The organism is Brachybacterium sp. ACRRE (genome assembly GCF_022346485.1).
GTDB lineage: Bacteria > Actinomycetota > Actinomycetes > Actinomycetales > Dermabacteraceae > Brachybacterium > Brachybacterium halotolerans.
Map to the genome: position 1 here is coordinate 1 of NZ_JAKRMO010000046.1, position 19,963 is coordinate 19,963.

The window sequence follows — 19,963 nt, forward strand, 5'->3', positions numbered from 1 at the left end:
CCGGCGGGGGGTGGGGGAGGGGCGGGCTCAGCATCCGCCCGCTGGAGATCACTTCAGCCCGGCCATCTTGATGTTCGCGATGATCTGGCGCTGGAAGATCAGGAACAGGATGATGATCGGCGCGGCCGCGAGCGCGGAGCCGGCCATGAGCAGGCCGAGCTCGCTCGAGCGCTCCCCGCGGAAGTTCGCGAGGTACTGCTGGACCTGGAACAGATCGGGGTTCGTGATGGTCAGGACCGGCCAGACGAAGCTGTTCCAGTAGGCCATGAACGAGCCGATGCCCACCACCACGAACGGCGCCTTGGACAGGGGCAGGAAGACGCGGAAGTACACGCCCCAGCGTCCGCAGCCGTCCACGCGCGCCGCCTCCTCGAGGCTCGAGGGGATGTTCAGATAGAACTGCCGCACGAAGAACACGTGCCCCGCCGAGGCCAGCCCCGGCAGGATCAGCACCGCGAGGGTGTCGAGCATGTACAGCTTCGTGACCACGATGAAGCTCGTGAGCAGGATCGTCATGCCGGGGATGAACATGGTCATCAGCACCAGCGGCCACACGATCCGCTTGCCCACGAACTCGAGCCGCGCGAACGCGTAGGCGGCCATGGAGTTGATGAGGATGGAGCCGGTCGTGAAGATGACGGCGCCGAGCCCCGTGATCGCCAGTGTGCGCACGAACGACGGGTCGCTGAGGATCTGGACGTAGTTCTGCACCTCCCAGACGTCCGGGAAGAACTGGAAGGGCGTGCGCACCACCTCGGTGCGCAGCTTGAATCCGGAGATCACCATCCACGCCAGCGGGAACAGGGCGAGGCCGACGATGATCGCGCCCGCGACGAACTTCAGGACGAGGGCCGCGGCGCGGGCGGGGGTGAGCCTGCGGTGGTGCCTGCGCGCGGGGACCTGCGTCTCGGCGGCGGGCTCGATGGCGGGGATGGTCGGTGCGATCGCCATGTCAGTCCACCAGCTTCTCGGAGTTGACGATCCGGAAGATGATCGAGGAGATCGACCCGAGCACCACGAACAGCAGCAGCGCCGCCGCGATCGAGTAGCCGACGTATGTGTCCTGCCGGAAGTGGTTGAAGATGAAGAGGTTCGGCAGCTCGGTGGCGTGCTGCGGTCCGCCCGCCGTCATCACCAGGGGCAGCTCGTACTGCTGGATCGAGCCCACGAATCCCGTGACCAGCAGGAACAGCAGCACGTTCTTGATCTGCGGGAGCGTGATGTACCGGGTGCGCTGCCACCACGAGGCGCCCTCGAGCTCCGCCGCCTCGTAGAAGCTCTGCGGGACGTCGAGCAGGGCAGCGATCATGATCAGCGTCGAGATGCCCAGCCCCAGCCAGACGGCGGGCAGGGCGATCGCCCCGAGCGCCCAGCGCGGGTCGCCCAGCCAGGCCTGGTTGGGCAGGCCCACGATGTTGATGAGCGCGTTGAGGATGCCCCCGGAGTAGTCGTAGATCATCACGAAGGTGATCGAGGCGATCACGCCGGAGATCACCGAGGGGATGTAGATGCTGATCTTCAGGAGGGTGGACACCTTCTGGGAGACCGAGACGGCGAGCGAGGCGATGAGGAACGAGAGCACGAGCGAGACGGGCACCGTCATCAGCACGAACTCGAGTCCCCGCAGGATCGCCTGCCAGAACCTGTCGTCGCCGAGCACGTTCGCGTAGTTCTTCCACGCCACGAACTGGGACGACGTGTAGAAGCTCCAGTCGAAGAAGCTCAGGTAGACGGCCTGGATCGCGGGCCACAGCACGAAGACCGCCAGCAGCACCAGCACCGGCGCCAGCATGATGTAGGCCATCAGCGAGTCCTTGCGCGCGGGCGTGGACCGCAGGGGCTCCCTCGGCGGGGTCGGCGGGGTCTGAGGGGTCTGCAGGGTCGGCGGAGCCGTCGCCGACGTCTCGTCGGCGACGCTCACTTCTTGTCCATCTCCTGGCGCACCTTCGCGAGGTCCTCGCGGTCGATGACCTTCTGGATCTCGGAGTTCGCCTTCTTCAGGGCGTCCTTCGCCGAGGACTCGCCGGTCATGCCCGCCTGGATCGCGTCGCCCATGGCCTCGTTGATGTCGACGGGGTACTGCGACTCCGGGACGCAGTGGGGGACGATGTCCTCGAAGACCACCGTGGACCACGGCGCGTCCTTCGACTTCGGGTCCGCGTTGACCACGTCGGCCACCTTCTGCCGAGCGGGCGCCTTGGTGAACTGGGTGTCCACGAAGAAGGGCTTGAGGACCTCCGGATCCCCGCCGAGCGCCCAGCTGAAGAACGCCGCCGTGGCCTCGGGCTCCTTCGCCTTCGCGTCGATCAGCCACTTCATGTTGCCGATCGTGGAGATGGACTTCTCCAGGTCGCCGTCGTTCTGGACCCAGGGGGCCATCCCCGTCTTCTCGACCATGTCCGGGTAGTCCGCGGCGATCTCAGACATCGCCCACGAGCCCTGGGAGAGCATCGCGACCTTGGCCTCGCCGAAGGGCTGCGCGGAGTTGCCCGCGCCCAGCGGCTGCCGGGGCATCCACTTGTTGTCCTGCAGGGTCTTGTAGAAGCCGATCAGATCCTCGTACTTGGGGTCCTCCGCGTCGGCCTTCGACCAGTCGTCGGAGATCGGCAGGTGCCCGGCGACGTGCTCCTGCGAGGCGACCGTGGTCCAGCCGAAGGTGCCCGGGTCCGCTGCCGTGCCCACGCAGAACTGCCCGTTCTTCATGAGCGGAGCGATCTTCTCGCACGCGTCGTACATCTCGTCCCAGCTCGTCGGCGGCTTCTCCGGGTCCAGGCCGGCCTTCTCGAAGAGCTCCTTGTTCCACAGCAGCGTCATCTGCGGCTCGAGCAGCAGCGGGAAGCCGTACCACTTCCCCTGGTACTGGGAGATCTCCTTGGCCTGGTCGGTGACCTCGTCGAAGACCGAGGCGTCGATGAGGTCGTCCAGGGGGTGGAGGAGCCCGGTGCGCGCCCCGGTGTCCAGACGCCCCGCCTGGATGTACATGTCCGGTGCATTGCCGGCGGCCTGCGCGGCCTTGAGCTTCTGGTCCCAGGCGTCCGCGGGGATCACCTGGTAGTTGACGAACACGTCCTCCTGCGCGTCGTTGAAGTCCTCGACGACCTTCTTGTACCAGGCGTTCTCCGGCGTCGTGAAGACCGAGCCCCAGAACTCCACGTTCGTGCGGTTCTTCGCCCTCGAGTCCTTCGCCTTCTCGCCGGGCGTGCCGCTGCCGCACGCCGCGAGGGAGACGGCCGCCGCCCCGGCGGCCGCGGTGGTGAGGAGTGTCCTTCTGCGCATCGGATGCCTCTCTCCCGGTGCGTCGCTGCACCGTTCTTCCGGTGCGTCCCTGCACCGTGTGCCCGAATCCGCCATGCCCGTCATGTCGGGTCCCTCCATCGGGTCCGACGGGCATATGCGGCGCTCTCCCGGACGGGAGAAATCGTTTACTCCGAGTGTAGAGAGGGGTGAGTGCCCGGTCAACAGGTGCAGACGACGCCGTGCGGTGCGGTTCCGTCCCTGTGGTGCGCAGCGAGTCGCCCACCTGCTCGTTCGACGCGGCAGCGCGCAGAGCGATCAGGTGGTAATCGTTTCCTCATCGTGACCCAGCGGTGGGTGCGTCGCCCGGCCCACGGCGACGCACCCTCCCCGGGCCCTCACTTCAGGCCGGAGGTCTTGATGGAGGCGACGATCTGCTTCTGGAAGACGAAGAAGATCCCCAGGGTGGGCAGGGCCGCGACGGTCGCGGCGGCCAGGATGTAGTTCCAGTCGGCCGCGTATTGCTGCTGGAAGCTCTGGATCCCCAGCTGGACCACGCGCAGGTGAGGATCCGAGGTCACGGTCATCGGCCACACGAACGAGTTCCAGTTCGCGAGGAAGAAGAAGACCGCGAGGGCCGCGAGGATCGGCCGGGAGAGCGGCAGCACGATCGACCAGTAAATCTTCCAGTAGCTCGCGCCGTCCACGAGCGCGGCCTCCTCGAGCTCGTCGGGCAGGGAGACGTAGAACTGGCGCAGCAGGAAGATGCCGAAGGCGTTGAAGATCGCGGGGACGATGAGTCCCGCGTAGCTGTCCACCATCCCCAGCGTGCGCACGATGATGAACGTCGGGATGATGGTCACCGGGGCGCTCACCAGCATCGTCGCGAAGATCCCCAGGAAGATCTTCTCGCGGCCGGGGAAGCGAAGACGCGCCAGGGCGTAGGCCGCCATCGAATGGAACCAGAGCGCGATCACCGTGACCGCGGCGGAGACGAAGAAGCTGTTGAACAGGTAGCGCGCGAACGGCACCTGCGAGAACACGTAGACGTAGTTGTCCAGGGTGAAGGTGCTCGGGATCAGCTGCGGGGAGTTGACCTCCTCGGCGGTCTTGAAGGATCCCAGCACCATCCACAGCAGCGGGAACACGGTCGCGAGCGCGAGGACCAGGCCGATCGCGAAGAGCAGCCAGCGCAGGCGGCTGCTCCGCGATCCACGGCGCGGTCCCGGACGGCCGACGGGCGCGGCCTGGGTGCGGGTGTCAGTCGTCATGGGAGAACCGGCCTCCTCGGGTGAGCAGGAACATCGCGCCGGAGAAGAGCAGCAGGAACGCGACGAGGACCGAGCCGACGGCCGCCGCGTACCCCAGGTCCCCGAAGAGGAACGCCTGCTGGTAGATGTAGAAGATGAGCAGGGAGGTCGAGTTCGCGGGCCCGCCGCTGGTGAGCACGAAGATCATGTCGAGGCCGCCGGTGACGACCGCGACCATCGACGTCAGCAGCACGAAGAAGCTCGTGGGGGCGAGCAGCGGCAGGGTGATGCGCCGGAGTCGCTGCCAGGCGCTCGCGCCGTCGATGCGCGCGGCCTCGTAGAGCTCGCCGGGGATGTCCTGGAGACCGGCCAGGAAGATGATCATGTAGTAGCCCATCTGCAGCCACACGGTCACCGCGATCACCGTGCCCAGGGCGAACCTCGGATCGCCCAGGAACGAGATCCCGTCGAGGCCGACGACCGAGAGCAGCGAGGCGATCACGCCGGTGCGGTCGGTGAGCATGAACTGCCAGACCATCGCGACCACGACGATGCTGATCACGTACGGCAGGAACAGTGCGGAGCGGATGATGCCGACGGCCGGGAACCTCTGCTGGACCAGCAGTGCGAGCCCCAGGCCGACGACGTAGATCAGCGGCACGAGCACCACCAGGTACAGCAGCGTGACCCGGGCGCTGTTCCAGAACTGCGGGTCCTTCACCATGCGCACGTAGTTGTCGATCCCGATGAACTCGAAGTTCCCGAACCCGTCGATCCAGAAGAACCCCAGCACCACCGAGAGGGCCATCGGGATCGCGACGAACACGAGCAGGCCGATGGCGTCGGGGGCGAGGAAGAAGAGGGCGGCGCGGGTCTCCCGCTGCGCTCGGCTGCGGGCACGCCCCCGCCCCCTGCTGCGCCCACGGGACCTGGGCCCCGGTGCGCCGGACGCGGAGGGATCGGCGCCCGGGCCGGCGCCCCGGCCCGGACCCGCGCCCGGGCCGGCGCCCCGGCCCGGACCCGCGCCGGCGTCTGCGTTCACGTCTGCGGCGGCGCTCATACGAGGCTGGCTCCTTCATAGGTCTCGAGGTAGCTCTCGATGGTCTGCTGGGCGCGCGCGGACTCCTCGCCCGGGTCCCCGCCGCCCAGCTCGACGGACTGCAGGGCGTCGGAGACGGCCTTGTAGACGACGGGCGGGAAGCGGGGCTCGCCGCGGCCGGTCGGCAGGATCTCGTCGTGGAAGATCTTCTGGTGCTCCTCCGCGTAGGCGTCGCCGGCCTGCAGCTTCGCGTCGACCGAGCGCCGCGCGGGCATGTTGCCCTTGGCGGGCCCGTTCCAGGTGGCGATGTGGTCGATGGACCGCTCGTCCATGGAGCCCAGGGTCTGCACGACGAAGCGGGCGGCGGCCTCCGGATCGGCGCCGCGCGCGTTCACGCACCAGGCCCAGCCGCCCAGGATCGTGCTCGACTCCTCGCCCGGGGGAGGCGGCAGCGGCAGGACGCCGAATCTCTTGTCCGGTGCGTTCTGGGTCAGGTTCATGACCTCCCAGACGCCCGACTCCCAGAACGCCGCGTAGCCCGACGTGAAGGCCGAGACGATGTCGCCGTTGGCGGGGCGAGTGCGGGGCGTGGCGCCCGTGGAGACGGCGCGGCCCCAGAGCTCGAGCGCTGCGCGGGGCCCATCGGCGTCGAAGACCGGACGCTGCGTCGTCGGGTCGATGACGTCCCCGCCGGTCTGCCACACCCACGGGTAGAAGGTGAAGTTCTGGTAGTAGCCGGGGTCGACGTCGAGCACGAGCCCTGTCGTGGAGCCCGCGCTGAGGGACGCCGCGAGCTCGAGCAGCTCGTCCCAGTCCTTCGGCAGATCGCCCTCGGAGACCCCCTTCTTCTCGAGCAGGTCCGGGTCGTAGAAGAGAGCCAGGGGCTCCTGCTCCATGGGCAGCCCGAAGATCCTGTCGCCGTCGCGCCGGGTCGTGAGCGCCTCGGGGAAGTAGTCCGCGATCGCCTCCTGCTCCATGTACGGGGCGAGGTCCACGAGCACCCCGCCGTTCGCGTAGCGCAGGTAGTCGCCGGGGGAGATGAGGAAGATGTCCGGGCCGTCGCCCGAGGCGAAGGCGACCGGCATGCGCTGGTTCATCTGGTCGCTCGTCATGTAGACGGAGATGATCTCGTGCTCGCCCGCGTGGTTCCAGCGGTCGATCGCCTTCTGGAACCAGTCCGACTGCGCGACGAGGTTCGGATCCTGCTGGGGCGCCGGGCTGTAGAAGTTCCAGAAGGTCAGCGGGCGATCCGCATCCGCACGGCTGCACGCGCCGAGCAGCGGCACGCTCGCCGCCGCGGCGGCGCCTCCCGCCAGCAGGGAGCGCCGGGGGATCCGTCCGGCCGAGCGCTGCGGGCGTCCGCGCGAGCGTCGCTGCGGGTGTCCTGCGGGCGGCGGTGCGGGCCGACGGTGGGGAAGGGCAGATGGCACGGGGTTCCTCCTCGAACCGCGTCGACGGCGCGGCGGCATCGGTTCCGCCGGCGTGTGCTCCTCGCAGCAGTGCCGGCGGCCGGCATCGGTGATGCTCGGGCGCGGTCCGCGCTCGCGAGTCCCGAGAGCGCCGCGGCATCGACTCCGCGAGGAAACGATTACCGGACACCGTACGAATGCGTCCGGGTCGCGTCAATCGTCCTTTCGTCCCGGGTGCGTCGCGACCACAGCGCGGCACGTCGACCCCGCGTTTCTCCTGTGGATCTCCCGTGGATCCGGATCGCGTCGGCGCCTTGACCTGCCGGACGCACCTCCGTACAGTCCGAGTAAACGTTTTTCGTCCGACGACTCCCTGCGTCGGCCCGCACTGTCCGCACCGCCGTGCGCTCACGAGGGTCCCGAGCGCTCGCGAGCCGTCGGCCCCCGGCTCACGAAGGAGTGACCCCGTGTCCGACCCCTCTGGCGCTTCCCCCGCATCTCCGGCCTCGTCCGGCCTCGCCCGCCTGCGTCCCGTGCTCACCCGCTCCATCAGCCCGGAGAACTTCGACGGGGCCCCCGGGGGCGGCGCCCGCGCGAGCGAGGGGACCGGGGCGGCGAACGCCCGCGACCTCGGCGTGGGCTGGAAGGTCTCGCCGAGCGTCGACGTGCGGGCGGGGGAGACCTTCGACCTCGCCGACATCGACGGCGCCGGCGTCATCACCCACATCTGGATCACCACGCACACGGACAACTGGCGCACCCTCGTGCTGCGGGCCTACTGGGACGGGGCCGAGGAGCCCGCCGTCGAGGTCCCCTACGGCGACTTCTTCTGCAGCGGCTGGAGCAGCTTCACCCAGGTCGACTCCCAGATGATCGCCGCGAACCCCCACGGCGGCTTCAACTCCTACTGGTCCATGCCCTTCCGCGACGGCGCGCGCCTGACCATCGAGAACACCTCCGGGGTCGACGCCCGCGTCTACTACCAGGTGACCTACGAGGTCGGCGGCGACCACAGTCAGGACGGGTACTTCCACGCCCAGTGGCGGCGCTCGAACCCGCTGCCGGACCGCACCCCGCACGTCCTCCTCGAGGGCGTCGAGGGGCAGGGGCAGTACGTGGGCACCTACATCGCCTGGGGCGTGAACTCCAACGGCTGGTGGGGCGAGGGCGAGATCAAGTTCTACATGGACGACGACACCGAGCACCCCACCATCTGCGGCACTGGCACCGAGGACTACTTCGGCGGCGCCTGGAACTTCGACGTCCCCGGCCGCGGGTACACCGCGTTCTCGACCCCCTACCTGGGCATGCCCCAGGTGATCCGGCCCGACGGCCTCTACTCCTCCCAGCAGCGCTTCGGGATGTACCGCTGGCACGTGGCGGACCCGATCCACTTCGCGACCGGCCTGCCCAAGGTCGACATCCAGGCACTCGGCTGGCGCTCCGGCTGGCGCTACCTGCCGCTGCGCGACGACATCGCCTCGACCGCCCTGTTCTACCTGGACCGGCCGACGACGCAGCGCCCGCCCGCCCCCGACTTCGACGCCATGGAGGTGCACCTGGCCTCCGGCCCCGTGCCCGACATCGGCGCCACCCCGACCCGGGACCCGCAGGACTGAGCGCACCCGCCCGGCCTGCCGCGCCCATCACCCGCACGACGCATCCGCACGACGCACCCGCTCGCACCCTCCGCTCGCGCACCATCCTCGAAGGAGCCATCATGACCGCCACCGCAGACGCCACCGAGTCCCGCACCTATGGCCTGCCCGAGCGCGCGCAGCGCCCGGCGGCCGCCGAGGGGGAGGTGTGGCTGATCCCGAGCGGTGACCTGCGCGAGAGCGCGAACACCGAGTCGTGGGGGGCGCAGCAGGAGCTCGAGCGGCAGGTGACCGAGGCGTTCGAGGCCGCGGGCGTGAGGGTGCGGCGCGCGTTCGAGGCGGATCCGGAGTTCGGGCACGGGTTCATCCGTTCGCAGCGGATGGGCATGGAGGTGTTCCGTTCGATCCCGACGGATGCACCGCTGGTGGTGGCGACGGCGAACTGGCAGTACAGCCACCACGTCCTGGCGGGTCTGCGCACGCACCGCGGGCCGATCCTCACGGTCGCGAACTTCGCGCCCGAGTGGCCGGGCCTGGTGGGTCTGCTGAACCTCAACGGCGGGCTGACGAAGATGGGCCGGGAGTACTCGAGCATCTGGACGGTCGACGGGACCGACGACTGGTTCCGCGAGGGCATCGCGACGTGGGCCCGCACGGGCGCGCTCGAGCACGACGCCTCGCACGTGAAGGACCTGCCGGCTCTCGCGGACACCCCGGAGTCGCGTCTCGGGGCGGCGCTCGCGGAGCAGCTGCTCGAGGACAAGGCCATCATCGGGATCTTCGACGAGGGCTGCATGGGGATGTACAACGCGATCATCGACGACGAGCTGCTGAACCCGCTGGGCATCTTCAAGGAGCGTCTGTCCCAGTCGGCGCTGTGGGCGGAGATGCAGACGGTCCCCGACGAGGAGGCCGATGCGGTGGGGCGCTGGCTCACCGATGCGGGGATGACGTTCCGCCTGGGCACGGACGAGGCGACGGAGCTGACGGAGAACCAGCTGCGCTGGCAGTACAAGATGTACATCGCGGCCCTGCGGATCAGCGACGACTTCGGGCTGGACGCGGTGGGCATCCAGTACCAGCAGGGGCTGAAGGACGTGTGCCCGGCCTCGGACCTGGTCGAGGGACTGCTGAACAACCTCGAGCGCCCGGAGGTCACCAGCCGCGACGGGGAGCGGGTGCTGTGGGAGGGCAAGGCCCTGCCGAACTTCAACGAGGTCGACGAGGGCGTCGCGGTCGACGCGCTGATCACCAACCGGGTGTGGTCGGCGATGGGCATGGACCCGGCGACCACCCTGCACGACGTGCGCTGGGGCGAGGACTTCGAGGACGAGTACGTGTGGGTCTACGAGATCTCCGGCTCCGTGCCGCCCAGCCATCTGCCCGGCGGGTATGCGGGCGCGGAGGGCTGGCGGCAGGGGCCGACGTTCTTCCCCGCGGGCGGGTCCACGATCAACGGGGTCTCGCGGCCCGGGGAGATCGTGTGGTCCCGCGTGTACATCGAGGGCGGTGCGCTGCACGCGGACGTGGGCCGCGGCCGGGTCGTGGAGCTCCCGGAGGCCGAGGTGACGCGCCGCAAGGAGTCCACGAACCCGGAGTGGCCGATCGCGAGCGTGGTCCTGGACGGCGTCTCCCGCGATCAGTTCATGGCACGCCACAAGGCCAACCACGCCCAGCTGGTCTACGCTGACAGCGCCGCTGCGGCGGACCGGGCGCTGACCGCGAAGGCCGCCATGTTCGACCGCCTCGGCGTGCAGGTCCACCTCTGCGGCGACGCCACCGTCCTCCAGAGCTGAACCGCCCCGCCACCCGTCGGACCGACCCGAGATGAGCCCCGCGATGAACGTGCGCCGACCGACGATCCTCGACGTCGCGAGCACTGCGGGGGTCTCGACGGCCACCGTCTCGCGCGTCATCAACGGCGCGCAGAACGTCGACAAGGAGCTCTCGCGGCGCGTGCGCTCTGCCGTGCGCGCCACCGGGTACGTGCCGAACGCCGCGGGCCGCTCCCTGCGCAGCGGTGCCTCCGCCCAGGTCGCCGTCGTCACGCCCGACGCCGAGAACCCCTACTTCACGCGAGTGATCAGCGAGGTCGAGAGGATGGCGCGCGGCCAGGGCTACTCGGTGATGGTCGCCCACACCGAGGACGACCTCGAGCGCGAGCGCGAGGTGTTCCCGCAGCTGGTCAGCCGCCAGATCGCCGGGGTCATCCTCACCGTGGTCGACGAGAACCTCTCGGACGTGACGCCGCTGCTCGCGGCAGGGACGCCGCTCGTGCTCGTGGACCGCCGCGTCCACGGGGCCGACGTCGACCTCGTGGTCACCGACAACCTCGACGCCGGCCGCCGCGGCGCACAGCACCTCGCCGAGCAGGGATTCCGCCGACCCGTCGTCCTCACCGGTCCCGAGGGGCTGACCTCGACGGAGGACCGCGTGCGCGGCTTCCTCGCCGAGTGGTCGCGGATCGGGGCGGCGGGCGGCGATGCGCTCGGGGCTGCGGCCGACGATGCCCCCGGGTCGTCGCGCGCCGGTGCGCTCGAGGCGCCGCGCGTGATCCGCGGCGACCTGCACCTCGACTCGGGGCGGGAGGCCACCGAGGCCGTCCTCGCCGAGGGCTGGGCCGACGTCGTCTACGCGACGAACAATCGGATGTCGGCCGGGGCCTTCGAGGCGATGCGCGGACTCGATCGCGCGGGCGCGGCCGGCGCGGCGGGTGCTGCGGCCCCGCTGAGTGGGGCGGGGGTCCCCGGTCTGCTCGCGACCGACGACGACCTCTGGACCCGACTGGTCACGCCCTCGGTCTCGGTGGTCCAGCAGCCGATCCGCGCGACGGGCCGCACGGCCGCGCGCCTGCTCGGCCAGCGCATGCAGGAGCCGGGGGAGGACCCCTCGACGATCCTGCTGCGCCCGCGCATCCTCGAGCGGGAGTCGACGCGACGCCGGGAGGGCTGAGCGGCCCTCGGCACCGCGGCCCGTGAGGAGCGCCGATCCCTGTGGGGTCGAGATTCTCGAGATGTGCGAGAGCTTCGTGCTGCGCTTGTCCCCGGAAGACGGAACGCGCCGCCGATCGGAACTTGTTCGCCCCATGTTCCGATCAGCGGCGCGTGAAGGTCGCGACTGCTGGCGGGTTCCCACCGCGTCAGCGACATCCGTGGCACCTGGGGAGCGACTGCGACACGCTCCGTTCGGTGCGAGCACTACGTTATCCGGGCCGTCTCGGGTTTCGCAAGCCCTGTGTTGCGAAAAGTTTCCCGCGAGGGTCGCAGCTCGCCTGATGGACGGCTTGTCCGCGCTCTCACCTGCGGCGTTACCCTGTCTCTATGACTGCGATCACGCGACGCATCGGCTCCCTGTCCGTCTCGGCCATCGGCTACGGGGCGATGCCCCTGTCCTACGGCCGCCAGAACCCGCCCACGCATGACGAAGCGATCGCGACGATCCATGCGGCGCTCGACGCGGGCATCACGCTGATCGACACCGCCGACATGTACGCCCCGAGCTGGGACACGATGGGCCACAACGAGGAGCTCGTGGCCGAGGGTGTGCGCACCTGGTCCGGCGATGCGCGGAAGGTCGTCATCGCCTCCAAGGGCGGCATCGTGCGCGGCCCGGGGAAGGACGGTCAGGAGGAGTCCAAGGGGCGCGACGGCTCGCTCGCCTACCTGCGCTCGGCGCTCGAGAAGACTCTCGCGAACCTCGGTCAGGACTCCGTGGATCTGTATTACTGGCACCGCCCCGACCGCTCCATCCGCTATGCGGAGGGCGTCGAGGCCCTGGCGACCCTGCAGCAGGAGGGGCTGATCAGGGAGGTCGGCATCTCCAACGCCAACGTCGAGGAGATCGACGTCGCGCTCGATGTGCTGGGTGCGGGGAACCTCGCGGCGGTGCAGAACCAGTTCAGCCCGACGTTCTTCCACACGAGCCTCGGCGAGCTGCGCCGCTGCCGGGAGATCGGCGCCGCGTTCGTGCCCTGGGGGCCGCTGGGCGGTGCGGGCGGCGGCGCGGCGGCCGTCGGCGAGACGTTCCCGCAGATCGCCCGTGTCGCCGAGGCCCATGACGTGAGCCCGCAGCGCGTGGTGCTCGCCTGGGAGCTGAGCCTGGGCCCGCACGTGGTGCCGATCCCCGGTGCGGCGCGTCCCGCCTCTGTCATCGACTCGGCGCAGGCGCCGTCGCTGCAGCTGACCACCGCGGAGGTCGAGGACCTGAACTCGATCCTGGGCTGAGCGGAGGCGGAGGCGGAGGCGGAGGCGCAGTCGCAGGCACGGGCACGCGCGCGGGTCGAGGTCCGTGCTCGCATCGAGGCTCGTGGCCCGGGCCGGAGCCCGGTCCGGACCTGCGGCTCCGACGGGCTCGTCAGCTCGCGCGGACCACGAGGTCGGCGCGTGCCCTCGTCGCCGCGACGAGGCGCGCGTTGGCCTCGTCGGGGCCGAGAGACCAGGCGCGCGCGGCCTCGGGAGACTTCCCGAACGCTTCGTGGCGGGCGATGAGCCGCTCGTGGCGCACGTCCTCGTCGGTCTCGACGAACCAGCGGGCGTCGAGCATCGCGCATACCGGGGCGAAGGGCCCATCGGTCATCAGCAGGTAGTTGCCCTCGGTGATCACGAGCGGGATCTCGCCGGGCACCGCGATCGCTCCGGCGAGGGGCTGCTCGAGGTCGCGCTCGAACATCGGCGCCCACACCGGCGGATCCTCAGGACGAGCGGTGCGCAGCCGCTGCAGGATAGCGACGTACCCGGCGGCGTCGAAGGTGTCCGGGGCGCCCTTGCGATCCAGTCTCCCCAGGCGCTCGAGGGCGACGTCGGCCAGGTGGAACCCGTCCATCGGGACCACGACGCAGCTGCCCGTGGGCAGCTCCTCGGCCAGCAGCGCGGTGAGCGTGCTCTTGCCGGCGCCCGGTGCGCCCGCGATGCCGAGGAGGCGGCGCCCGCCGCTGCGTCGCGCCTGGTCGAGTAGCACGCGTGCGGCCTGCACGGCCTGCGACTCGGGGACGATGACGGGCGCGTCGTCGGCCGCTCGCTCTTGGGCGCCGGGCGCCGCGTCGGTGGATGCCGCGGGCTCAGACATGCGCCCGGCCCTGCGCGGGGTCGGTGGCCGGCTCCGCCCCGAGAGCAGGCACCGCCTTCGACGACTGCTCGCGCAGCGTCACCTCGAGGACCTCACCGCGCAGGGGCAGGTGGATGAGGATGCGCGCGGGGGTGCCGCCCGTGGCCTCGAGCGCGGCCGCGTATGTCGCCATCTGGCCCAGGTAGTGCTCGCGCACGTGGCCCACGGGGTCGGCGCCGGGATAGGTCTTGTGGTCCACGAGCACGCGGGAGCCGTCGGGCAGCGCCAGGAGGGCGTCGATCCAGCCCTCCATGACCTGCTCCTCCTCGTTCCACCAGGCGATCGGCTGCTCGGTGAGCACGCGGGCCCCGGGGAACTCGGCGGCGAGGAACTCCTGCCAGGCGCGGCCGGCGGCCAGCAGGGTCTCGGCGCCGACGGCGCGCGAGACGGCCCAGCGCTCGACGAGCCGCAGCGCCGCCTGCTCCTGCAGGGCGGGCGTGAGCTGTGCGAGCGGGAGGGCGAGGAAGGCATGGACGGCCTCGCCGACGCGGTTCCAGTCCCGCCCGCCGCCGCTGACCAGCGCGGCACCGATGCTCCGGGGCGGGTGCACGGTGCCCAGTGACTCGTCGGAGGCGACGCCCGAGGCCTGGAAGCGGGCGGACGTGCCCACGCCCCGACCGGCCCGCCCCTCGTCTCCGGTGCGGGGGCCGGGAGGCAGGTCGGTCGCGGCGAGCGGACTGCGCGGGCCGACGCGGGAGGCGGGACCGTCGGTCTCGGCGAGTCCGTCGATCGCGGTGGTGCGCACGCGCGCGGGCAGGTCGCCGTGGCCGGAGACGTGGACCGTGTCGGTCCCGGCCTCCCAGGTGAGCAGAGGGGCGTCGCCGTCCACGAGCGCATCGAGAGCCGATCCGGTGCCGTCGCCGCTGAGCACGGTGACGTCGGCCGCGCGGGTGAGGGCCACGTACTGCAGACGGCCGGCCTCCTCGCGCTCCTTGCGGGCCGCGCGCCGGGGATGCTCGGCCTCGGCGAGCAGCTCCTGCAGCGGTGCGTAGCCGTCGAGCACACGCGGCCAGTAGCGCAGTGAGCGGCCATCGAGGGGCCGCAGCGCGTCGAGGTCCGCGGCGGGGACCACGAACACGCCGCCGGTGTGGGCGCGTTCGGTCGCCTTCGGCGGGAGCATCACGACCACGCGCGACCACTCGAGCCCCTTCGCGCCGTGGATGGTGCCGACCCACACGGTGTCGGGGATGCCGGTGAGGTCGGGGCCCGCCTCGGTCTCGTCGAGCACGGCCCGCAGTCCGGTGAGGGTGATGGGCACCGAGGCCGAGCGCGCCTGGTCCGCATAGTCGGCGGCGAGGCGCCGCAGCGCGTCCAGGGTGCGCAGGCGCTGCTCGGGCAGGGGCCAGGAGCGCAGCCGCTCCGTCAAGTCGAGGGCGTCGATGACCGCGGCGATCATCTCCACGGGGCTGAGCGCGATGCAGTCCTCGCGCAGGGCGCGCAGCCCGGCGAGGACATCGGCCTCCCACCACGACTGCAGCACCGCGCGGCGGCCCTCGCGGTCGCTCGGCGCGGTGAGGTCTCCGAACCAGTTCTCATGCGCCGGATGGTCGGGCAGCAGGTCCACGAGCTCGGTGAGCGCGAGGGAGTCGGAGACGTCGAGAGTGACCGCGAGCGCGGCCCGCACCAGCCGCCCCTCCCGGGTGCCGAGGATCGGGCCGCCCTGGCCGGAGGCGGGGACGCCCCGCGCCTGCAGGGAGGAGACGACCTGGGCGGCCTGCGCGTTGCTGCGCACGAGGACCGCGATGTCGCCGGGACCGACCTCGTCCTCGGCGAGCATGCGCACCACGCCGTCGGCGATCGCGGCAGCGTGCTCGGGGGCGCTCTTGTGCCGGCTGCTGAAGGCGGGGATCCAGGCCTCGATCCGGCCGTCGGTCCGACCGGCCCCGGCCCGGCGCGCCGCGGCCGCGGGGGCGGCGGTGAGGACCACGCGCTCGCGCGGCAGGTCGGGGAAGACCTGCGGGAAGACGGCGCTGACGAGATCGAGGACCTGCTCCTGGGAGCGCCACGAGTGCTCGAGATCGCGGATGGTCCCCTCGCCGAGCTCGGTGCCGCCCTCGCTCACCGCTTCGAGCACGCCGCGCATGAGGTCGGGGTCGGCGTCGCGGAAGCCGTAGATGGCCTGCTTGGGGTCGCCGACCCAGATCAGGTCCTCGATCTGGCGGCCCAGCTCGAGGAACAGGGCGAGCTGGATCGGGGAGGTGTCCTGGAACTCGTCGACCGCGAGCAGGCGGAAGCGGGCGCCGATCGCGTAGCGGGCGCGCTCGCTCGTGCGCAGCAGGTGCAGGGCGAGCACCTCCTGGTCGATGAAGTCCATGAGGGCGAGCTCGTTCTTGAACTGCGCGTAGGCCTCGAGGGAGTCCGCGGCGGTGGTGACGACCAGCTCGATGAGCCCGCGGATGTCGCGCTGCATGACGGGATGCGCGGGCAGCTCGTCGGCGATCTCGAGGGCGAGCCCGACGAGGGCCGTGTCCACGTCCTTGCTGTACACGTACTTGCCGCCGCCCTCGGGGTCGGCGGCCTTGCCGGCGGCGACGCGGGCGAGCTTCGCCCAGGCCGACCAGGGGGTGCGCGCGCCCTGCCCGAGGGTGCGGCGCAGCTGGCGCAGGGTCTCGAGCCTCTTGGCGATGACGCCGGCGCTCTTCTGCTCCTGCGGCGTCCCGCCGGCGGCGCCGTCGACCTCGGCCTGGAGCCCGTCGAGCACGGTGTCGAGACGGCCGAGCCAGGCGCGGCGACGATCCTCGGTGCCGGGCTCGGGCAGCGCCGCGGCGCGGAAGTCGTCCCAGGAGGCGTCGGCGCTCCGGCGCAGCTGGTCGGCGTCCACGTCGTTGGTGCGCGCGCGGGAGGCGAGGTCCCGCACGTGATCGCGCCAGAACGAGGACGGGGCGAACGGGTTGGCGGCGCTCTTCTCGCCGTCGTGCTCGGTGCGCGCGAGCAGGTCGCTCGCACGGTCGCCCGCGCGGGCGACGGCTTCGTCGATCGCGGCGTCGAAGGCCGCGGAGGCACGGTCCTGGTCGAGGACCTGCACGTCGGGCGAGATCCCGGCATCGAGGGCGAACTCGCGCACGAGCTCGCCCGCCACGGCGTTGACGGTGCCGATCAGGGCGCTGTCGATGCCGCGGGCGGCCTCGGTCTGCTCGCGCTCGAGGAGCGTGCGGCGCACGCGATCGGAGAGCTCGTCGGCCGCCTTGACCGTGAAGGTGGTGGCGATGAGCTGGGAGGGCTCGAGGCCAGCGCTCATCCTGTCGGCGATCTCCTGGGTGAGCGTGTGGGTCTTCCCGGAGCCGGCGGAGGCGTTGATCAGGGTGAAGCTCATCAGTTCCCTCCCGTGAGCAGGCACAGCTGGGCGTAGTCGCCGCGGGCGCAGTGGTCCTCGACGAGGATGCCGCCTTCGGCGCGGGCGAGGTCGCGCTGTGCGGCCACGGCCTTCTGGCGCGGCCTGTACTCGGCGTCGGCGGGGATGCCGGCGGCCTCGAGCAGCTGCTGGCAGCCCAGGGCGACCGTGCCTCCGGCGATCTCGTCGAGCCGCTGCTGCACGCCCTCGACGAGTCGGCGCCAGGCGTCGTCCACGTCCATCGGGGTGCGGCGGTGGGCGTCGAGAGAGCGGTTCGCGCTCACGAACTCCCCGCTGCGCAGCAGGAAGTAGCCGACGTCGGCCGGATGACCGGCGTCGGCCGGGGAGCCCGGGTCCTCGGCGAGCGACCAGGCGTAGGAGGCGAGCTGGATGGCCTCGCCGGTGTCGAAGAGGTCCCCGTAGCGGGTGCGGGAGAAGGACCATTTGAGGTCGATGACGGTGGGGCGGCCCTCCGCGTCCTGCGCGTCGAGGTCGCGGCTGCCGCCGAACACCACCTCGTGGGGCCCTCCGGCCAGCCGGAGAGTCAGCGGCCGGGAGAACCCGGACTCGGTGCCGGTGACCCGGAGGCCGGCGTCCGCGAGCCCGGCGAAGAGCTCGCGCAGGCTGCGCACTGCCCGGTCGCGGACCTCGGTGCGCTCGAAGGCGCGCCCGGGCAGGTCCAACTCGGAGGCCAGCTGGGGGACGAGGGCGTCGAACACCTCGCCGATGCGCCCGGGGTCCGGCGGTTCGAGGGACGCGCCGCCGAGCCCGAGGTCCATGCGCTCGTCCACCAGGGTCTCGACGACCGCGTGGACGAGGGTGCCGATCATCCGGGGACCGGTGGGCAGGGAGGCGACCTGCGCGGAGCGGATCCCCAGGGCGTACTCGAGCACCCAGCGGTGCGGGCACTCCAGGAGGGCCTGGGCCTGTGTGAAGGACATGCGCTCGGGCAGGAGGTGGTCCAGGCGGTGCCCCGCGCTGCGGGACGTGAGCTGCTGCGAGGACAGTTCCTGCAGGTCGGGCGTGCGCAGGGGCAGGCTGCGACCGGCGAGGGACCAGGCGGATCCGTCGACGAGCTGCGCGGGCGTGAGGCGGTCCTTCGCCGACCGCCCGGCCGCGGACTCGAGGTGGGTCAGCAGACCGCTGGGGGTCGGCTCCTTCTCGTGACGGCGCCCGGGGAGCACGGCGATCAGGCGGCTCGCGCCGCGCAGCGCCCGCAGGGCGGCGCCGACGTGCAGTGCGGACTCCTGCGCTGGCGGCAGCAGGTGGGCGCCGAACTCCTCGAGCGTCTGCACCTCGTCCGGGTCCCAGAGCATCGGGGAGGGCAGAGCGTCCTCGGCGGGGCCCCACCACAGCACGGTGCCGCCCTCGGCGTGCAGCTGCGCGGGTCGGGTGGTGACCGCCCACGGGGCGACCTCCGCGCGGGCGAGCGGGGAGCGGCCTGCGCCGCCGCAGGCGTCGATGACCTGCTGCAGGGTGCGGCGGGTCAGCGGGGCGCCCGGATCGAGCATCCCGAGGACCTCGCGCAGCGCTGTGACCTGCGCGAGGCTCGCGAGCAGGTCCCCCTCGCCGCGGGCGACGGCGCGCAGGCGCTCGGTGAGCAGGTCGAGGCGCCCGGCGATCGCGCCGGGGAGCAGGCCGTCGGCGGGCAGCGGGTCGCGGACCAGTCGATCGATGCCGCGCGCGGCCTCGAGTGCCCGCCGCTCCCGGTCACGGCTCTCCGCGGGGGCCGACGCCGACTTCTCCTCGAGTCTCGCGAGGGCGTCCCGCCAGGCCGGTCCGATGCCGGGTTCGCGGGTGAGGGCGCGCAGCAGCTCCCGGCGGACGGGGGCCGGGACCAGCCCGATCGGCTCGTCGTCCCGGTGCATGCCCGGGAGCACCCGCAGGTCCAGCAGCGCCGCGAGCTGGTGGACGTCCACAGGGGCGGTCGCGACGTCGAGGAACAGCCCGAGCACCTGGTGGTGGGCGCGGTCGGTCGACGGCTCGACCGCGCCGAGCGCGGGCATGCCCCGACGATGCAGGGCACGGTCCAGCACGGTGGTGTCGGTCGTCGCGAGGACGCTCAGCGGGACCTGGTCGGACCCGGTCGGATCGGGGCCCGTGGGGGCGGAGAGGAACCGAGCGGCGACGTCCGCCGCGCTCCACTCGTCCAGGCACTGGACGACCTCGAGGTCAGGGGCGTGCTGCGGCCCGGTGCCCGCATGGCGCAGGCGCACCCCGGCGGCATCGAGCAGCTCGAACAGCCGCGGCCACAGGCCGGGCAGCGCGGTCGGGTACTCCGCGAGCGTGATGGCGTCGATCCCGAGCGGCCACGTGGCGCCCAGGGAGTCGAGCTCGGCGAGGGTGGCGATGACGTCCCGGAGATCATCGGCCGGCCCGGGGGAGAGGGATGCCGGGCGGCCGCCGTCGCCGCTGGTCCCGGGCATGCCGACCACTGCACGGTGTTCGAGGTCCCGCACCGCGGCGAGCCGTGCGGGCAGTCGGTGGACGGGATCCGGCGCGTCCCAGCCGGTCTCGATGCTCGCGTCGCGCAGCCGCAGGAGGTGGGCGGCGGTGCTCCAGGGGTCGACGGCGAAGGAGTGCTCCGGCCAGAACTCCTCGGGGTCGCTCCGGGCGACGCCGGCCGACCCACTGGGACCGTGGCCTGCGCCTGCGCCTGCGCCTGCGCCTGCGCCTGCGCCCTCCCGCTCGGCGATGATCTCGCCGATCAGGCGCATGGTCTGCGCGATGCGCACGGCCTGCTCGACGGGCGGGTGCGTGAGTGCGAGGCGCCCTTGCAGCAGGGCGACGAGGCCGCGCGGGCCCAGGCGCGCGTCCGGCGCGCCGTCGCCCTCGCCCGCCGGGTCGTCGGCCGACGTGCTCCGTGCGCGATGCGCGGATGCGCTCGCCCAGTCCGCGCCGTCGGCCGTCCATCCGAACTCGATCTCCATGTGCGCCCCCTTCCGCTCACACAGTAGGGGAGCAGGCCGACATCCCGCGCCACGATGTGCATGGACGGG

Annotated in this window: 13 protein-coding genes; 4 read left to right on the forward strand and 9 right to left on the reverse strand. The window is 71.7% G+C overall.

What is annotated here, in order from left to right; translation table 11 throughout:
- Nucleotides 1-48 precede the first annotated feature (48 nt).
- The 6 genes from MHY49_RS13170 to MHY49_RS13195 form a co-directional block, all read right to left on the reverse strand.
- Complete coding sequence (locus MHY49_RS13170; RefSeq protein ID WP_239204784.1) at nucleotides 49-951, reverse strand: carbohydrate ABC transporter permease; 903 nt, start codon at nucleotides 949-951, stop codon at nucleotides 49-51.
- A 1-nt stretch (nucleotide 952) separates the two neighbouring features.
- Complete coding sequence (locus tag MHY49_RS13175; protein ID WP_239204786.1) at nucleotides 953-1,921, reverse strand: carbohydrate ABC transporter permease; 969 nt, start codon at nucleotides 1,919-1,921, stop codon at nucleotides 953-955.
- Nucleotides 1,918-3,276, reverse strand: a complete 1,359-nt coding sequence (locus MHY49_RS13180; protein WP_239204788.1) for an ABC transporter substrate-binding protein — start codon at nucleotides 3,274-3,276, stop codon at nucleotides 1,918-1,920. Before MHY49_RS13180 ends, MHY49_RS13175 begins: the two co-directional genes overlap by 4 nt.
- A 356-nt stretch (nucleotides 3,277-3,632) precedes the next feature.
- Nucleotides 3,633-4,505, reverse strand: coding sequence for a carbohydrate ABC transporter permease (locus tag MHY49_RS13185; RefSeq protein WP_239204790.1), 873 nt, complete (start codon nucleotides 4,503-4,505; stop codon nucleotides 3,633-3,635).
- Nucleotides 4,495-5,544: a carbohydrate ABC transporter permease gene (locus MHY49_RS13190; RefSeq protein WP_239204792.1), complete on the reverse strand. Its 1,050-nt coding sequence runs from the start codon at nucleotides 5,542-5,544 to the stop codon at nucleotides 4,495-4,497. Before MHY49_RS13190 ends, MHY49_RS13185 begins: the two co-directional genes overlap by 11 nt.
- Nucleotides 5,541-6,953 carry a sugar ABC transporter substrate-binding protein gene (locus tag MHY49_RS13195; protein ID WP_239204794.1) on the reverse strand — a complete coding sequence of 471 codons (1,413 nt, stop codon included), beginning with the start codon at nucleotides 6,951-6,953 and terminating at the stop codon, nucleotides 5,541-5,543. Before MHY49_RS13195 ends, MHY49_RS13190 begins: the two co-directional genes overlap by 4 nt.
- Nucleotides 6,954-7,399: 446 nt before the next feature.
- Here MHY49_RS13195 and MHY49_RS13200 point away from each other — a divergent pair, with 446 nt between their 5' ends.
- From MHY49_RS13200 to MHY49_RS13215, 4 genes are all read left to right on the forward strand, one after another.
- Nucleotides 7,400-8,551, forward strand: coding sequence for a glycoside hydrolase family 172 protein (locus MHY49_RS13200; RefSeq protein WP_239204796.1), 1,152 nt, complete (start codon nucleotides 7,400-7,402; stop codon nucleotides 8,549-8,551).
- A gap of 101 nt (nucleotides 8,552-8,652) precedes the next feature.
- Nucleotides 8,653-10,326: a fucose isomerase gene (locus tag MHY49_RS13205; RefSeq protein ID WP_239204798.1), complete on the forward strand. Its 1,674-nt coding sequence runs from the start codon at nucleotides 8,653-8,655 to the stop codon at nucleotides 10,324-10,326.
- Nucleotides 10,327-10,369: 43 nt separating this feature from the next.
- A complete protein-coding gene (locus MHY49_RS13210; protein WP_239204800.1) occupies nucleotides 10,370-11,482 on the forward strand; it encodes a LacI family DNA-binding transcriptional regulator in 1,113 nt (370 codons plus the stop codon).
- A gap of 368 nt (nucleotides 11,483-11,850) precedes the next feature.
- Nucleotides 11,851-12,753, forward strand: a complete 903-nt coding sequence (locus tag MHY49_RS13215) for an aldo/keto reductase (protein ID WP_239204802.1) — start codon at nucleotides 11,851-11,853, stop codon at nucleotides 12,751-12,753.
- Nucleotides 12,754-12,883: 130 nt separating this feature from the next.
- Here the strand turns inward: MHY49_RS13215 and MHY49_RS13220 are convergent, their stop codons facing one another.
- From MHY49_RS13220 to MHY49_RS13230, 3 genes are read right to left on the reverse strand one after another with little or no spacing between them, the layout of a single operon-like run.
- On the reverse strand, nucleotides 12,884-13,594 hold the full coding sequence (locus MHY49_RS13220) for a nucleoside/nucleotide kinase family protein (protein WP_239204804.1): 711 nt from the start codon (nucleotides 13,592-13,594) through the stop codon (nucleotides 12,884-12,886).
- Entirely contained in the window at nucleotides 13,587-16,946 is a 3,360-nt protein-coding gene (locus MHY49_RS13225) for an exodeoxyribonuclease V subunit beta (protein ID WP_239204806.1), read from the reverse strand. Before MHY49_RS13225 ends, MHY49_RS13220 begins: the two co-directional genes overlap by 8 nt.
- Nucleotides 16,946-19,894 (reverse strand): PD-(D/E)XK nuclease family protein, encoded by a 2,949-nt coding sequence (locus MHY49_RS13230; protein WP_239204808.1) that lies wholly within the window; start codon nucleotides 19,892-19,894, stop codon nucleotides 16,946-16,948. Before MHY49_RS13230 ends, MHY49_RS13225 begins: the two co-directional genes overlap by 1 nt.
- Between the last annotated feature and the right edge of the window lie 69 nt (nucleotides 19,895-19,963).

What these genes read in the sequence shown, in the direction of transcription:
- MHY49_RS13170 (WP_239204784.1), bottom strand. Translation starts at nt 951, where the DNA reads ATGGCGATCGCACCGACCATCCCCGCCATCGAGCCCGCCGCCGAGACG.
- MHY49_RS13180 (WP_239204788.1), bottom strand. Translation starts at nt 3,276, where the DNA reads ATGCGCAGAAGGACACTCCTCACCACCGCGGCCGCCGGGGCGGCGGCC.
- MHY49_RS13185 (WP_239204790.1), bottom strand. Translation starts at nt 4,505, where the DNA reads ATGACGACTGACACCCGCACCCAGGCCGCGCCCGTCGGCCGTCCGGGA.
- MHY49_RS13190 (WP_239204792.1), bottom strand. Translation starts at nt 5,544, where the DNA reads ATGAGCGCCGCCGCAGACGTGAACGCAGACGCCGGCGCGGGTCCGGGC.
- MHY49_RS13205 (WP_239204798.1), top strand. Translation starts at nt 8,653, where the DNA reads ATGACCGCCACCGCAGACGCCACCGAGTCCCGCACCTATGGCCTGCCC.
- MHY49_RS13210 (WP_239204800.1), top strand. Translation starts at nt 10,370, where the DNA reads ATGAACGTGCGCCGACCGACGATCCTCGACGTCGCGAGCACTGCGGGG.
- MHY49_RS13215 (WP_239204802.1), top strand. Translation starts at nt 11,851, where the DNA reads ATGACTGCGATCACGCGACGCATCGGCTCCCTGTCCGTCTCGGCCATC.
- MHY49_RS13220 (WP_239204804.1), bottom strand. Translation starts at nt 13,594, where the DNA reads ATGTCTGAGCCCGCGGCATCCACCGACGCGGCGCCCGGCGCCCAAGAG.
- MHY49_RS13225 (WP_239204806.1), bottom strand. Translation starts at nt 16,946, where the DNA reads ATGAGCTTCACCCTGATCAACGCCTCCGCCGGCTCCGGGAAGACCCAC.
- MHY49_RS13230 (WP_239204808.1), bottom strand. Translation starts at nt 19,894, where the DNA reads ATGGAGATCGAGTTCGGATGGACGGCCGACGGCGCGGACTGGGCGAGC.